Genomic DNA, 16255 nt, shown 5'->3' on the forward strand with positions numbered 1-16255 from the left:
GTGTGAGTACAGATAAACATCAAATAGGTTTACTGCTTTCCAGAGTAGCGCTTCGAGACAAACAGGCGTTCGAAGCGCTCTATCGGTTAACCAGTTCAAGATTGTACAGCCTAATCCGTGGGGTTGTAAAAGACGACCAAGTTGCAGCCGACCTTCTTCAAGAAGGCTTCGTTAAACTTTGGTATAACGATGGAAGGTATCCCGTGGATTACCCTTGGGCTTGGCTTTGCCAGAGTATGAGGAATCTTGCTATCGATGAAGTCAGAAAACGTAGCAGGCGAGGAGAAGAGCCGCTGGAAAAGTCATTGGATCAAGTTGATCGGCAAGCTGTATCGACTTCAGACTCTGGGCTCGATCGGTGTTTACATTCTCTCAGCGAAGAGAAGCGAAATGCGATAGTGCTAGCGTACCAACACGGGATGAGCCATCAGGAGATCGTCCAACACATTAAAACACCACTTGGCACGGTAAAGTCTTGGATTCGCCGTGGGCTGCAGGAGCTGAAACGATGTCTGACCGATTAACGAGCCGCCGTTACCAGAACTCTGAGCTAAGAGATAAGCTGGCCAGTGAATACGTCTTGGGGACGCAAACGCCTCGGGTACGACGAAGGTTGGAAACTTTGATGCAAGCAGACCCGACGTGGTGGGAGCATGTTGAACAGTGGCAACAGCATTTATCTGGTCTGAATCCTTCCACAGAGCTTGAATCGTCTGAACATGGCCTAAAACGCCCACCAAAACGGGTTTGGAAAAACATCGCTGAGCAAACATTCATTCCTAACCGTGGGGCAAAACGGATACGTTGGTGGTGGCTACCAACAGGTATGGCGCTCTCTTTGTTTGTGGGTATTTGGCTGCAACCGATTTTGTTGCAAAGCCCGTTACCCATTGAAACCGTTCAGGTACGTCCTGTGAGTTATTTAGCCATGATGTCTTCAGAAACCCAGAAGAATCATTTTGCGTTGGTGGCATACCAAGGCGATAAACCGGGTCAATCGAGCCTTCGCATGCAACGTAATCTAGGTATGGATGAAGTGCCGATGGGCCAAGCAATGGTCTGGATGAGAGAGGGAGAAACGGGCAAGCTTATATTGATTGATAGCCTGAAAAATGTAGAAGATGTTCGTTATATGTCGCCAGCAGAATGGAAGACGTTAAAGAGCAGTTCTGAATTGATAGTGACTGCAAGTCGTGATCCCCAGAGTGATGTTTTGTATCGAGGACGATGTGTTGAATTGAGTGGTTGGGAATCAATTTAGTCCTTTATCCTTTAGGAATGGGTTGTTGAAAGGTGCCTTTAGTGATTCGCTAAAGGCACCTTTTTATTGTGCTAGAGGTTGGGAGCTACATCAGTTGGTTATAAAATCAGCCTGAAAGAGTAATTGACCCCAACAATTGATGTAGTTCACAGTTCCAAGCTGTTATACTCTGCTCGATTTTTATCTTTTTCAAAAAAATATTTTTCTATCTTTATGAATAGTATAGAGAAATTTAGGGGGATACTCTCATCATAAGTACGAATAACATCACGCAGCAATTTGGGGCGAAACCACTGTTCGAAAACATTTCAGTGAAATTTGGCGAAGGAAATCGTTATGGCCTAATTGGGGCTAATGGTTGTGGTAAGTCAACGTTCATGAAGATTTTGAGTGGTGAACTAGACCCGACAGGGGGTAATGTTAGTTACGATCCAAACGAGCGTGTTGCTAAGCTGAATCAGGATCAGTTCGCTTATGAAGAGTTTACGGTGATTGATACCGTTATCATGGGCTATAAAGAGCTGTGGAAAGTAAAACAAGAACGTGATCGTATCTATTCTTTGCCTGAAATGACCGAAGAAGACGGTATTAAAGTCGCTGAACTTGAAGTTGAGTTTGCAGAAATGGATGGCTACATGGCCGATGCAAAAGCCGGTGAGCTTCTTCTAGCTGTTGGTATACCAGAAGAACAGCATTACGGTTTGATGAGCGAAGTGGCACCTGGCTGGAAACTACGTGTACTTTTGGCTCAGGTACTGTTCGCTGACCCACATATTATGCTCCTTGACGAACCAACCAACAACTTGGATATGGATACTATCCGTTGGTTGGAAGAAACGCTTAACCAGCGTAACTGTACCATGATTATCATCTCGCACGACCGTCACTTCTTAAACTCGGTATGTACACATATGGCCGACCTAGATTACGGCGAATTGCGTCTATTTTCTGGTAACTATGATGAGTACATGGTTGCAGCTACTCAGGCTCGTGAACGTTTACTGGCTGATAACGCAAAGAAGAAAGCTCAAATCGCAGAGTTAAATACATTCGTTGCGCGCTTCTCTGCTAATGCCTCGAAGGCTAAGCAGGCGACTTCACGTGCCAAGCAAATTGACAAGATACAGTTAGAAGAAGTTAAACCGTCTAGTCGTCAGAACCCGTTTATTCGTTTTGAACAATCTAAAGAACTGTTCCGTAATGCGCTTATCATTGAAAACCTATCTCAAGGCTATGATGAAGATTTATTCTCAGGCTTCAATGCAATCTTTGAGGTGGGTGAGCGTGTAGCAATTATTGGTGAGAACGGTGTCGGTAAAACTACGCTTTTGAACACTCTCGCGGGTGTACTAGAACCGCGCGCTGGTGAATTTAAATGGTCAGAAAACGCTAACATTGGTTACTACGCTCAAGACCATGCACATGACTTTGCTGAAGACATGAACTTAATGGATTGGATGGGGCAATGGCGTCAAGAAGGTGACGACGAGCAAGTAATTCGTGGATTCTTAGGGCGTATGTTGTTTGGTCAAGACGACATTAAAAAGTCTGTAAAAGTGCTTTCCGGTGGTGAGCAAGGACGCATGCTCCTTGGTAAAATCATGATGCATAAGCCAAACATGCTACTAATGGATGAACCAACTAACCACATGGACATGGAGTCTATTGAATCATTGAATACGGCGCTTGAGCAATACAAAGGAACTTTGTTCTTCGTATCGCATGACCGAGTGTTTGTGGACTCTTTGGCTACTCGTATTCTGGAAATTAAAGACGGTAAGATTAACGATTTCCGTGGCACTTACTCCGAATTCCTAAAGTCGAAAGGAATTGATGGTTAACGATTTACACATAAATCAAAGCCTCACACATGTGAGGCTTTTTTGTATCTGAGGAGGTGCTTGTCCTCCTTTGAGAATCTGGTTTTGTCGTTACTGAACCAACTTAAATATAACAAAGACAAGGGTCAGCGCCACACTAGCGTACACCGTAGCAAAGTGATTCTTGTATGAGTTTTCTTCTTGCTCTTCGTTCTCGACATCTGAGATGGTTCCGAATCTGACTATTTTCTTACCTTTAGCGTAAGCTCTCAGGTGGAGTTCTGAATGTAAGAAAGCGAACGCAAAAAGCGCAAGAAGCAGGCCTTTGACTTGTCTGTCTCAGAATCATCTGAATACTAGATGAGTGGTAAGGCATCATGAATAGGCTCACTATAGCTATAGAGAGCCTTTTCTTCTTACTCTGAACCTATTTCATCAATCACTCTTTCCAATCCTTACTTTTTATTCGTGAAGTCAATGTGAATGTTGTTATCTACTTGTTTTTGCTGAATGCATTCACCCCACAGATATGTGTATTGTTTGATATTTAAGCTACTGAGATAATCCTGCTCCCAATAAGAACAGCAGAAGAATCTATTGATTGAGGATTCAATAGTCTTGTTATTCACCGGTAAAGGAGCTACACGTGTCATCTGTTGTGGAACAGGTTGATTTACCTCAGCCAATAGAACTTCGCAGTGGCCTTGGTCACCATTCGCGTACCGTCCCCCAAATTCTCCATCCTGAGAACGATGTGGAGTTACAACAAACCATCAAGCAGGCTTACGTAAAAAAGCTATCTGTCTATCCTATCGGTAGAGGGAATAACTGGGGGTATGGTTATAAATCACCTGCCACTGATGGCTGTACACTACTCGACCTAAGTGGCATGAATCGTATCCTGAGCTTTGATGAAGAGCTGGGAGTCATCGAAATAGAACCAGGTGTCACACAAGGTCAGGTGTCATCTTATCTTAAACACACTCCATGGATGCTGGATTGTACCGGAGCAGGGCCAGATACAAGTGTAATGGGAAATGTACTGGAAAGAGGGTTTGGCCATGGTCCTGTGGGTAACCGAAGTCAACACTTTACCATCAGCGAGTTAATATTAGCCAATGGCGAAGTGATGAAGCTTAATCAGAGCGTGCGATACTGTGGTCGAGCGGGACTTGCTGCTAACCTTCACGAATTGTTCACCCAGAATAATATTGCGGTGATCAGCAAAATGAAGTTTGAACTGATGCTCAAACCTGAGTCCAGCTTACGTTGCCTTGTTCGTCTAAAGTCAGCTAATGATTTGCCCGCTTACATCGAAATCATGCGTCGCCTGAAATCAGAAGGTAGTATTGATGGGCTACCGCACTTGGGTAACACCTATCGAATGTTAACCATGATGGAACGATTCAATTTCGCCAAGTGGAGCTCTGATGAAGGTGCTAACCTGGGGGATATTGAGTCACTGTGTAAGCAGTACAAGCTGACTCCTTGGTCGGGAGCCTTTGTTATTAGCGGCACACATAAAATTGCGAAGGCAAAAGCCGCGCGTGTAAAAGCACTACTCAAATCGGTTGCACAGGTGAATGTGGTTAGCCTATCCACATTGAAGCAGATGAATCAAATTGCTATTAGTGCCAACCGATTTTTGGGCCGTTTGCCTGTCTATCGGCGTCTACAGAATAGCCTTAATGAGTTTACTGAGATGATGGATATGTTAGAGGGGAACCCAAAAGATTTGGCTTTAAAAGGTTGTTATTGGCGTTACCGTGGCAACGTACCGGAAAAAATGAACCCCGTGGAAGACGGAGCGGGTTTTTACTGGGTTGCGCCAACGTTACCTATGCTTGGTGAAGAAGTAGAAAAGTGTATGCGTATTTCAAAACAGGCTTTTGATAAAGCAGGTTTTGAGTTTGGTGTAACTTTGACTGCCGTTAACGCATATATGTGTCAGGCAATAATCAGCATTTATTATGATGCAGGCAATCCAGACGAAGTGAGTCGAGCGACAGACCTAGTAAAAAAACTTCGAACCCTCTATCAGCATTATCAATGGCCTTGCTATCGACGTGCTGTCGATGAGATGCCATTCCGTCGCGATCACGAACTTGAAAAAGATGCATTAACGCTGCGTAGCAGAATCAAAGCCGCATTTGATCCTGACAACATTGTTTCTCCTGGTCGTTACCAAATGGATGTGTCTTATCCATTTACGATGGAGGATCAATCATGATCTTAAGGAGCAAACGTATCTCCAGTGATGAGGACTTTCAGGCGTTTGCCAAGCACTATCAATCGATATCAGGTAATCAAACTAGGGTCGAACATCTACAAAGTCGAACATGTGTGCGTGCATTTTTTGATTCAAAAGGAGAGATGTGTGCAGGGTATTCAGTGAACTGCGGTAACCCTTTGGTCTATATGGCTGACTTACCAGTAGATATGAAGGAGCATCCCCTTCAATATGCAACGGAAAATATTGTTGAAGGTGGGGGGCTTTGGGTTGAACGAGCTCTCTCTGACTTTGAGCGTGGGTTTGTCTTTATTTATGCTAGCTGGGAAGCATATCGCATGAAGAAACGCTATTTCATGTCAGGTGCTCGTAACCCTAAAGTTGCCGAGAGGCAGAAGTACATTTACCCTCATGTCCTATTTGAAGGCCCAACTGAGAAGTTTGATTATGTCTGTATGCTATACTGCCGGCGTCAGTATATTCTCTTTCAGATTGGGCTCTTCATTTCGCGATACTGGATTGTTCAACCGATTAAAAAATGGTTTAGAAGTCTGAAAGCAGTGACCACCTAAGTGGAATTTATCAAGAGCCTGTAAAAGGCTCTTTTCAGCTAGGTACGCTACAAGGACCGTGTTAGCGCTGCCAACAAAATCCCAAATGTGATTGATAAAAGTGGCCTTTTCAAAACTAGCGTGCCAATGGCGGTCACTAGCAAAGCCACTTTAGCTCCTATGTCTCCAGTAATAAATAATGGCGCAATAATCGCTACTAGCACTGAGCCCGACATGGCGGCTATAAATTGTTGTACTCGCTGACTAATTGGAATGTAGGACATCACGTATATACCACCCCAACGTGTAATGATGGTTACCACAGTCATGATGGCAATAATCGCCAAAGTGCCAAATTCTGTTGTCTCAATGTTCATTGTTTTTATCCCCTACCAGCACCCCAGCAATCCCCCCAGTCAGTGCTCCTACAATCACGTGGGCATTCTCTGGTAGGTACAAATACGCGATAATCGATGAGAATGCAGCAGATACCCAGATAATGTAGATGCCATGGTCTTTATTACCCTCAAGTACCATAGTCAGTAGAAAGCAGCCCATTACCATATCAATACCATAAGCTGCTGGGTTTTGAATTGCGTTACCAAAATAAACACCAACCCAAGTACCAATAATCCAGAAAATCCAAAGCGCTAGACCTCCACCAAACAAAATTCCTAGTCCTTTTGAGTGGTCATTATTAGCAAACGCTTTCATGGACATCGCCCAGTTAGCATCTGAAGCAAATAGCATTACGCTGTAACGTGGTAAAGCTTTCATTGTTCTGATATGAGGGTATAGCGTTGCCCCGATCAGAAGATGGCGAGCATTAATCGCAAATACCGTGATAGCCAAAGGAATAATAGGGACTTGCACGCCCCAAAGGTCTAACGCACCAAACTGAGAAGCGCCTGCAAATACCAGAGTGCTCATCCACAAAGCTGAGGATTCACTTAGACCGACCTGAACGGCAGCTAGACCAAAAGCTGTACCAAAGACCACAACAAATATTGAGATCGGTAGCAAGCTAATAAAGCCTTGTTGTACTGATTGATACTCTAGTTTTAGTTCTTTTTCGAGCATGTAATTAGCCATTTTTTGAGTAATAAGAATTGAAATAAACAGTAAACTGAAATGATGCAATCGAAAAGCGAATAATTCAGAATTCACTCATTTTAAAATCGAATAATGATCGTTTGACGCCATAAATTAACAGCTAACAACAGACTTGCGTTTGTGTTCTTGAGTCTGTGTGGTGTGTCTGAAACGTTGAGGAGGGAGTGTGAATGGAAGCCATTGTTCATCGCAAACACAGACTTCCAAAAGTTTAGCTTATACGTGTTGTTAAGATAGTGAAGGTGATCTCAGCTCGTTCCATTAAGCAGTGTATGCTCTAAATGTTGTAGCCACAATGCTGGGTTCCCGTAGTAGTCACTGTGTGGCAGGCTTATATACTGTCCGTCTGATTCAGCGACAAAAGTCGGGTAGCTGGTTACATTTAACGCCTTCATAAGCTGCTTTGAGGCTTTAATTTTAGCTATTTCTGGCTGCTCTTGATTTGCGAGTGCCTGATGCCATTCTACTAAATTTCCTCCTAGATTCTGCATGACCTTAGCAAGTATTGCTGGCTGAGTTACATCGCTGCCATCGAAATAATGTGCCCGTTGAATCTCCTTCAAACTCTTCAAAGATGAGATCCCAAGGGATTCTGCGAGCAAGATAGCTCTTGTTGGTAAGAAAGAATCAAGAATGAACTCTTTGTTACTGGCTACCTTGCTTAGGTATGATTCACCGAACTTGGCGTCTGTCAGCTTTGAGATATGCTTGTCGCTGTGTAAAATATGTTGTCGAAAATCAGGTTCGACAGAGCGATATGACACCATACCACCAGGGTGCAAGCAAAGGTCAAAATGTGCATGATTTTCAATCATTTCCATTAGTGGGGTGGCGCCGTAGCACCAACCACACATTGGGTCGTAAAAAACGTGAATTTTTACCACTCCATTTCTCCTTTGTGAACTTTTGCGCCAATACTTAGAGCCACGGGTAACTCCGCTTCAGCGTATTTTTCATTCATTTTTTCAATCAGCTGCTCGCTGTTTTCAGTGGTTTGCTTTGCTTGCTTAAAGTCTTTTAGATACTGCTGAGAGTATTGAATAGAATTCACATCTAACTTTGTACCCGATAGCATATGCCCTGGGACAACAATTTCAGGTTTTAGTGACTGTATTTCATTCAATTGTTTAGACCAAAGTGCTTGGCTATCATCACTTTGAGCATCGGCCATCCACAAGTGAAGGTTCGTACCATAGATTGAAACATTTCCTAGCACCGCTTTTTCAGAAGGGATCCATAGATATGGTCGATGGGCAATGTCGCCATCATTACCACGGATTTCAATGGTATGACCGTCAATGGTTAAATTAGAGGCCGTATAGGCATCTGGAATGTAAGGTTTTACTGGCGCGTTAGCTCCCATACGAGGTGCCCAAACTTTCAGTTTGGTTGGTAGCTTTTCCTCAATGACTTTTCTCACAGCAGGTGTTGTAATGATTTGAGCCTCTGGGAATAATTCATGGAGAACTTCCGCACCAAAATAGTAATCAGGGTCTGCCTGACTAATAAAAATAGTTTTCAGAGGTTTTCCTGCGTCTAGAACCTTGGCTGCAATGCGAAGAGCATCTGCTTTTGTAAATCCAGTGTCGACGACCATCACTTCTGTGTCTCCGACAATGAGTGTTGAATTGACGTAGAAACTGTTTTGGTCAGCACTGTAAACATCAAAAGTGAGGTTCGATTGTTCTGCAGCATAAGTGTGAGTTGCAATAAGCATTGAAGCCGCAAGTAATGTCAGTTTTTTCATCATTCTCTCCATTAACAGGGTTGTGTGTGGACGGGAGAATAGTAGGGCATTGACCTGTTCTGAAAAATACCACAAAGTTAACAACATTATTTCTTAAATCGAGCATATTATGGACAGAGTGACTGCAGCAAAAGTGTTCATTGATGTCGCACAGTCGGGAAGTTTTACCGCCACAGCTGATAGGTTAGACATGTCGAGGCCAATGGTGACAAGATATGTTGAAGCGATGGAAGATTGGCTAAATGTACGGCTCTTACACCGTACGACAAGGAAAGTCTCTCTCACTACTGCAGGAGAAGCGTGCTTTAAACAGGTTGAGCAATGGCTAAACCAGGCTGATAAGTTATTGGCTATTACGGATACCGCTAATGAGTTGACCGGAACGGTGAGAATCGCAACCAGCATGTCATTTGGTTTTGCTCAATTAGTACCTGCAATTACTGATTTTATGAATCTGCACCCCAAAGTCAGCATTGATATCGATCTTCAAGATTCAGTAACCGATATGGCAGACAACCAAATTGATTTGGCGATCAGAATTGCTTCTAACCCAGATCCTTCCTTGATTGGTAAGCCCATTGCTGTGTGTGATTCTGTGATTGTTGCTTCCCCGAGTTATGCTAAACAAATACAAGTCAGTGAACCAGAAGACCTCTCTCAGCTGCATTGTTTGGGTTACAAAAACTTTCAGCGCCATGTATGGCATTTAAGTAAAGGAGCAGAACATAGAGCGGTGGAAGTGCAGTGTCAGTTAACAGCCAACGAGGCAACTGTTTTGCTGCATGCGGCAATTAACGGAGCGGGATTAGCGGTTCAGCCGAGATATCTTGCTGATGAGTATCTTGCAAGTGGCAAACTTGTCGAAGTGCTTCCAGAATGGAAACCTCAACAAATGAAGGTCTACGCTTTGTATTCTTCTCGAAAGCACTTGTCGGCAACAATACGCTGTCTTATCGACTTTTTTGAACAGTATCTTTCCTAGATAAACTAACTGAGCAAGCCAAAAAGCTATCCCCCAGGAGAATTGAGGGATAGCGATATATTATGACTAAGGGTTGTCGACACGGTACCAGAAACATTGTTTTGAGTTAGTTCTAGCATCTAACATCCACGTGTAGCTGCAATGGCTGTCATAGCTATAACGACCCACGTCAATAGTATAGGGGCCAAATGACTTATCTTGTAATGATTGAAAACGCCCGTTATACAGCAGCGAAAAATGCAGATGTGGCCCTGTGGATGAGCCACCTTGGCATAAGGCGACGTTTTTCTGGCTAGCATAGGTGCCGATTTTTTGGTTCTTAGCCACCCAAGCTCCATCTTGTACTTCGATCCCATCCATGTGGTAATAGTTTGTGGCCCATCCATTCTTTGCTGTCACTCTTAGTTGGCAACGAGAAAATACAGAAACGTACCCTTCATGTGCTGCTGTGACGCTATAAGTTTGTCCTCCCCAGCGCGGCCAATCATAAGAGACATCAAGCGATGAGAGCGGAAACCCTGATCCTGTGTGTGAGTGTGGACCATTGGGTATCCAGTTATAGCCAGCTCTCCATGGCCATTGCATCTCAGGGGGGGAGACGAAAGAGACATCTTCAACAAATGTTGGTGAGCCAAACTGTTGATAATAAAATGCCTGCCATTCAGGCCATTGTTCAATACTCTGCAGTGATGACACGATGGCATAGGTGGCTGCACGATCTATCGTGTTTGACTGCTGTCTGACATGATAGAAAAGTTGCGAAAGGCGATTTGCTACATGTCGAATTTCACTTCTTAAGTGTTCTAACTCAGATATTGATAACGTATGAGCCGGCGACCAATCGTGAGATGCGGCTAGTGTGGCCAAGACCACCCGAGGATCCACGCCCATAGCACCACTCCAATGGTTCAGTTCTTCTTCTAATGCTAGCCATTGGGAGCCTTTAGCAAAGTGATCAGACATTGAAAAGGGGTATTTAATCGGTCTGTATACGAATCTTCCGTCTGGTATCAGAGTCGGGATATTGTGCTTTTCTAGAGTGGAAATATTAAGGTTTCCTGTGTCAATGACAGGCAGAAGTGAGTGTGTATGGCCTTGTATACTGAAAAGTAATAGCAAGATACCCAATAGTGTTTTCATGACGTTCTCCAACCAACTGTTATAACGGCAAGCTCCAATGTGTAGAACTTACGAGCTGACAGCTTATTCATTGAAGAACGACTGCTCGTGGACTTTTCTCTTATGCATTGTTGGCTTGCGTGCGTTTGACTGGCAAAATTGCCAATATATTTAAGCCTTGTACGGTGTGATGTTCTGGTTATATGCTGAATAGAACAAAACGTAACCGTTATGAAAGTGTAATGAGTTGCCCGATTAGTGCCAAAATCGACCTTTGTCGTACGCTGTATAGAATATTGAACATAAGCAAGTCGGGTAACGAGTCATGAGGTGTAATGAAGAGATGATCGTTCTGATCACAAAGGCTTTAAATGGATGTACAAAGATAATTACGCTGCGATGTATGGCATGGAAGAAGTTTCCATGCCATCTCCACAACACTACTGTTTATTACTTTTAGAAGATAAGCACTGTTAAAGTGAATACCGTCTAATATTTGAAGTTTGCGACAATTTGCTCCAACTTATGGCTAACACCGGATACTTGCTCACTACAACGTACTGAACCTGCAACGACTTTATGCGTATCTCCTGCTAGATGTGCGATTTCCGTGATGTTTCGGTCAATATCAGCGGATACCATAGATTGCTCTTCTGAAGCGGTAGCAATTTGAGTATTCATATCAGACATTTCATTGATACGTAGCGCCATATTATCTATCGCTTTTACCACGTCTTTAGTGCTCGCGTTAGTGCGGTGAGCTTGCTCAAGGCTGGTGGACATTTTGGAGACGGTTTGTTGGATCCCTGAGGTTAGTGTTTGAATAGTCGTTTCAATTTGATGAGTAGAATTATTGGTCATCAGTGAAAGTTGTCTTACCTCATCAGCGACTACGGCAAAACCTCGGCCGTTTTCACCTGCACGGGCAGCTTCAATCGCGGCGTTTAATGCAAGTAGGTTGGTTTGCTCGGCAATACCTTGAATGGTGGCGATGACCTGATTGATCTCCTTACTTTGCTCAGCTAAGTTTTCAATCAAGTTTTGCGAGTCTTCAATGTTTGATGACAGCGTTTGTATACTTTCGCTGGTGGAATGCGTTACCTTGAGGGCGCTATCAGCTTCATACTTCATGCTTTCAGCGTTTTGTGCTGCTGACTCGATATTGGCAGTAATTTCGTTGCTGGTCATTACGAGCTCATTCACAGCAGTTGCTACTGACTCAGACTGTATTTTTTGCTGTTCTGCGTTGTTCATGCTTTTAGCGGCAGCGTGCTCAGAACTGCATGAGCTTTCACTCAATACTGTCATTACGTTTGCCAATTCTTTAATGTGACCATGTAACTGGGAGATAAATCGATCAAAAGAGTTAGCAAGCTGGGCCAGCTCATCATCCCCTTTGGCATTCATACGCACCGTGAGATCACCATCACCGCTGGCAATGTTCTCCATAAGTGTGTTTATAGCTTGAATTCGACTGAGTATGCTTCTTCCGATAAGGAGTAGCATACTGGAAAGTAAGACTACAATGGCTCCTCCAATTAAGAAAAGCTTATTTTTGATGTCTGAGGATTTTTGAGAAATGACTTGGCTTATCTCAGTTTGGAGCCCATTAATGGCTTTCTCGGTATTGTGAACGTTAGATCTGAGTGCACCTCTTACCCCGTCGCTAGAAGTCAGACCTAGAACTTCACATGCTTCAACGAGCTTTTCGGCGTTTCGTTGGTATTGATTGAATACAGGCTGAAGATCAACAGGGACATGCTTACTAGTAGAGAACTTATCTATAGCGGCCAGCAGGGCAGCACTGGTTTCCTTGTCGGTATTCGCGAGATATCGGTAATCTGCTTCCATTAACTCAAGCAGCTCAACCTCTAAAGCGAAACTGTCTTTATCGGCCGCTGCCACTTTCAATGCTTTTCTTGCTTGTTCCAATTCTGAAATTAAATTCGAGGAGGATTCAACGCCCTCAATGGTATTCACTTGATCAACCAGTTGATGAAATTGAACCTGATACTGATTCAGAGTCGATATAATCGTTGATGTACGTTCTTCCATATCAAGGTTGTGGGACTTTAAAACGGCGGTGAGAGCCGTTAAACGTTCCGATAACTCTTCAAATGTTTTGTCGAAACGCTGTGGGTATTTCATATCTTTCCGTGCCAGAAAATCTTTTTCGTGACGACGTAACATGAGTAGGTCAACGGAACTTTGTAAGTTATCGATGGCAGCGTTTTCTAGAGACTTCAAGTTGTTAAAGCTGATTTGCTCGTAATAAGCGTACAAACCGACACTGACGAGTAAAGTTAAATTGATAAGAATAAGCTTAGCGCGAATGGAAAAAGAAAAAGCAAACTGTTCTGATTTAGGTGATCCGCTCATGGACACCTCCCTGTAGCCTGATGACGTTGGATATTCGCTTAAATTATGTACATTATGACAGTTTTGTTAATGCGAATATAAAACTAATAGCACTAGGGAAGCGTTTTGCAAGCTAGAAGGCCGCAAATATAATTTTTTATCACCTTCTACCACAGCTAAGCTGAGGCATTTCACTTATTCCTCCTCACATTTTTTGGAAGTTGAACCCTTAAAATACAACTATGGTCTAATCTGAACGACTATTGCTGATAAATCTCAGGTGGTAAGCTTATATCAAATATAATGAAAGGGATTTGATATGACGTTTCCTTACAACAACATAGTAGTACTCACAGGGGCTGGAATTTCAGCCGAGTCAGGAATCCAAACGTTTAGAGCTCAGGATGGCTTATGGGAAAATCACCACATTGAAGATGTAGCAACGCCAGAGGGATTTGAACGCAACCCTGATCTTGTACAAGAATTCTACAACCAGCGTCGCTTCAAACTTCAGGAAAAGGGTATAGAGCCGAATGCAGCCCACCTTGCTCTAGGGCGCCTTGAAAAGGAATTAGAAGGCACTGTTACCATCATCACGCAAAATATCGACAATCTACATGAGCGTGGCGGTAGTCAAAATGTAATCCATATGCATGGAGAACTATTGAAAGCAAGATGCAGCGAATCAAATCAGGTGGTTGAGCAGAAAGGAGAGGTGAACACAGGTGATCTTTGCCATTGTTGTCAGATCCCTGCTCAGATGCGCCCTCATGTTGTATGGTTTGGAGAAATGCCTCTGCGAATGGGTGATATCTATGAATCGTTAGAGAAAGCTGATTTGTTTATTTCAATAGGTACTTCTGGAGTAGTGTATCCAGCCGCAGGCTTTGTACATGATGCAAAGATGCATGGAGCTCATACGCTAGAGATTAACTTAGAGCCAAGTGCCATTGAGAGTGAGTTCGAAGAAAAACGATATGGCAAGGCAAGTATAGAGGTGCCTAAGCTGGTTGAGGAAATTTTGGCTCTGCAGGAATCAGAGGTTAAATAAAATAAGCTCAATTGCTCTCGGCGCGTTTGCGTTGAGAGTTTTTCATTTCATACATAGCTTTATCAGTTTTTATCAGGTTTTCTTTTAAGGTTTCAGGTGTTGAGGACTCAATACCGTAGCTGAAGAGTATCTCTTCTTCAATAAGTTCCTCTTTGATTCGCTCGATAAGAGCTTCACCTTCTCCAGGGCCAACCACAATCACAAATTCATCTCCGCCGATACGAAAGGCCTTGTCTGTTGGATTAACCGATGCATTAACGGCTTGTGCAAAACGAATAATGGTTAAATCGCCACTCGCGTGGCCATGCGTGTCATTGATTTGCTTTAGACCATCCAAGTCGATATATATCAAATCGAATTGTTTACGATCAATCGAGAACAATTTTTTTCGGTTAAATAGGCCTGTCAGTTCATCCGTGTAAGCGTGCTCGTTCATTTGACGAAACAGTTGGGTGACACCAAAAGCAATTAATAGGTAGGCAATCTGAATTCCACCATCTTCAATCAGCGTATGAGTAAACTCGTTATTGTCTGCCCATCTATCTAGAGCGGGTATTTCAGTCAAGATATCATACGCTTGATCAGCGACGAGAAGTATTAAGCCCCACTTTAGGAAGTTGTTATTGCGATAAATTTCCCGAGAAACAGAGTAGATAAAGAGAAGAACGAGCAGAGTATTGGTTTCGAAAAGAAGGTCACTATAGGATTCTGGATGTGTTTGATAACTGATTGCCGTAACTAATATCGCAAGACCAGAAAGTACGCAGAAGCCAGATAGGAACCTTTTGTATCTTACAATCATAGTGCCCTCAACTTAGGTGAAACAAATAAAGCGGCCAGAGCCGCTTTATTAAGTATATAACTGAAAACAAGTTTACGTGTTTAGTTATCGACTTTTAGTTTTTGAAAGTACTCATCGTAAAGCACACTTGCCTCACCAACTTCGTCTTGCCAAGTACCGCTGTCCATCACTTCCTGCGGAGGGAAAATGCTTGGATCATTTGCAAACTCTTCAGGCAGTAGTTTATGAGCAGTAGCGACTGGTGTCGGGTAACCGATTTCTAGAGCGATCTTGGCGGCATTCTCAGGACGTAATAGGAAGTCGATCATCTTATGTGCCGCATCAACATTCTTCGCTTCAGATGGAATGGCTAGGCTATCCATCCAAAAGATCGTGCCTTTTTCTGGCCAGATAATATCAATAGATGCACCTTCTTGACGTGCCATGTATGCAGAACCATTCCAAAGCATGCCAAGAGACACTTCACCAGCTAAATATGGATTTGCAGGGAAGTCTGAGTTGAACACTAATACGTTTGGCATCAGCTTTTTCAGCTCTTCGTAGGCTGCTTTAATTTCGTCTGGGTTGGTTGTATTTGGCGAGTAGCCAAGCTTAGTCAACGCAATATGGAAAACTTCACGTGAGTCATCCATTAACATTAACTGACCTTCCCACTTGCTGTCCCACAAGTCGTCCCATTTAGTAACGGAAGACTTATCTAGCATGTCAGAGTTAATACCAATGCCCGTTGCACCCCAGATATAAGGGATAGAATAGTTGTTGTTTGGGTCGAAAGGCTTGTTTAGGAAGTTGGTATCAAGGTCAGTGAAGTGTGACAGTTTCTTCTTGTCTATTTCTTGCAGCATACCTTCTTTACGCATCTTAGAAACGAAGTAAGTAGACGGTACTACCAAATCGTAACCAGATCCTTGAGTCTTAAGCTTGGCGTACATGCTTTCATTTGACTCGTAGGTAGAGTAAATAACCTTAATTCCCGTTTCTTTCGTAAAGTCTTCAAGAACTTCATTTGGAATGTATTCAGACCAGTTATAGAAGTAGAGTTCTTGATCAGCAGCCATTGCAGGGGAAGCAATTAACGTCGCTGCGCAAAGTGCACTTGCATAGAATTTACTTTTCATTCTTTTTCCGTTTTGTTTTTGCTGAATCAGTCAATCGTCAACCCTGACGATATTTGGAGATTAAGCCGTGAGTAAGGATGTTTATCGTAACGACAAACCATAC

General features: G+C 43.2%; 15 protein-coding genes. 7 read left to right on the forward strand and 8 right to left on the reverse strand.

Annotation, left to right across the window (positions count from 1 at the left end; translation table 11 throughout):
• Positions 1-2: 2 nt before the first annotated feature.
• The 5 genes from L1D23_RS11405 (at position 3) to L1D23_RS11425 (ending at position 5883) form a co-directional block, all read left to right on the forward strand.
• Positions 3-524 (forward strand): sigma-70 family RNA polymerase sigma factor, encoded by a 522-nt coding sequence (locus tag L1D23_RS11405; RefSeq protein ID WP_239866384.1) that lies wholly within the window; start codon positions 3-5, stop codon positions 522-524.
• Positions 509-1261, forward strand: coding sequence for a hypothetical protein (locus L1D23_RS11410; RefSeq protein WP_239866386.1), 753 nt, complete (start codon positions 509-511; stop codon positions 1259-1261). Before L1D23_RS11405 ends, L1D23_RS11410 begins: the two co-directional genes overlap by 16 nt.
• Positions 1262-1509: 248 nt before the next feature.
• Complete coding sequence (locus tag L1D23_RS11415) at positions 1510-3102, forward strand: ABC-F family ATPase (RefSeq protein ID WP_239837369.1); 1593 nt, start codon at positions 1510-1512, stop codon at positions 3100-3102.
• 625 nt (positions 3103-3727) lie between these two features.
• Entirely contained in the window at positions 3728-5311 is a 1584-nt protein-coding gene (locus tag L1D23_RS22305; RefSeq protein WP_239866388.1) for an FAD-binding protein, read from the forward strand.
• A complete protein-coding gene (locus L1D23_RS11425) occupies positions 5308-5883 on the forward strand; it encodes a hypothetical protein (protein ID WP_239866390.1) in 576 nt (191 codons plus the stop codon). The genes L1D23_RS22305 and L1D23_RS11425 overlap by 4 nt, the downstream gene beginning before the upstream one ends.
• A 47-nt stretch (positions 5884-5930) precedes the next feature.
• On the opposite strand, the gene L1D23_RS11430 is transcribed toward L1D23_RS11425, so the two are convergent.
• From L1D23_RS11430 to L1D23_RS11445, 4 genes are all read right to left on the reverse strand, one after another.
• A complete protein-coding gene (locus tag L1D23_RS11430) occupies positions 5931-6239 on the reverse strand; it encodes an AzlD domain-containing protein (RefSeq protein ID WP_239836969.1) in 309 nt (102 codons plus the stop codon).
• Positions 6229-6942 (reverse strand): AzlC family ABC transporter permease, encoded by a 714-nt coding sequence (locus L1D23_RS11435; protein ID WP_239836967.1) that lies wholly within the window; start codon positions 6940-6942, stop codon positions 6229-6231. Before L1D23_RS11435 ends, L1D23_RS11430 begins: the two co-directional genes overlap by 11 nt.
• A 281-nt stretch (positions 6943-7223) precedes the next feature.
• Positions 7224-7859: a DsbA family protein gene (locus L1D23_RS11440; RefSeq protein WP_239866392.1), complete on the reverse strand. Its 636-nt coding sequence runs from the start codon at positions 7857-7859 to the stop codon at positions 7224-7226.
• Positions 7853-8722: an MBL fold metallo-hydrolase gene (locus L1D23_RS11445; RefSeq protein ID WP_239866777.1), complete on the reverse strand. Its 870-nt coding sequence runs from the start codon at positions 8720-8722 to the stop codon at positions 7853-7855. Before L1D23_RS11445 ends, L1D23_RS11440 begins: the two co-directional genes overlap by 7 nt.
• Positions 8723-8831: 109 nt before the next feature.
• Between L1D23_RS11445 and L1D23_RS11450 the strand changes: the two genes are divergently transcribed.
• Positions 8832-9704 carry a LysR family transcriptional regulator gene (locus tag L1D23_RS11450; RefSeq protein ID WP_239866394.1) on the forward strand — a complete coding sequence of 291 codons (873 nt, stop codon included), beginning with the start codon at positions 8832-8834 and terminating at the stop codon, positions 9702-9704.
• 66 nt (positions 9705-9770) lie between these two features.
• Here L1D23_RS11450 and L1D23_RS11455 read toward each other — a convergent pair whose 3' ends face one another.
• A complete protein-coding gene (locus tag L1D23_RS11455; protein WP_239866396.1) occupies positions 9771-10844 on the reverse strand; it encodes a M23 family metallopeptidase in 1074 nt (357 codons plus the stop codon).
• Between the two features lie 468 nt (positions 10845-11312).
• Positions 11313-13202, reverse strand: coding sequence for a methyl-accepting chemotaxis protein (locus L1D23_RS11460; protein WP_239866398.1), 1890 nt, complete (start codon positions 13200-13202; stop codon positions 11313-11315).
• A gap of 298 nt (positions 13203-13500) precedes the next feature.
• Here L1D23_RS11460 and cobB point away from each other — a divergent pair, with 298 nt between their 5' ends.
• Positions 13501-14232 (forward strand): Sir2 family NAD+-dependent deacetylase, encoded by a 732-nt coding sequence (gene cobB / locus L1D23_RS11465; RefSeq protein WP_239866400.1) that lies wholly within the window; start codon positions 13501-13503, stop codon positions 14230-14232.
• A gap of 7 nt (positions 14233-14239) precedes the next feature.
• Here cobB and L1D23_RS11470 read toward each other — a convergent pair whose 3' ends face one another.
• Both L1D23_RS11470 and L1D23_RS11475 read right to left on the reverse strand, forming a co-directional pair.
• Positions 14240-15034: a GGDEF domain-containing protein gene (locus tag L1D23_RS11470; protein WP_239866402.1), complete on the reverse strand. Its 795-nt coding sequence runs from the start codon at positions 15032-15034 to the stop codon at positions 14240-14242.
• Positions 15035-15114: 80 nt separating this feature from the next.
• Entirely contained in the window at positions 15115-16152 is a 1038-nt protein-coding gene (locus L1D23_RS11475) for an extracellular solute-binding protein (RefSeq protein WP_239866404.1), read from the reverse strand.
• Between the last annotated feature and the right edge of the window lie 103 nt (positions 16153-16255).

The organism is Vibrio sp. Isolate24 (genome assembly GCF_022398215.1).
Lineage (GTDB): Bacteria > Pseudomonadota > Gammaproteobacteria > Enterobacterales > Vibrionaceae > Vibrio > Vibrio coralliilyticus_A.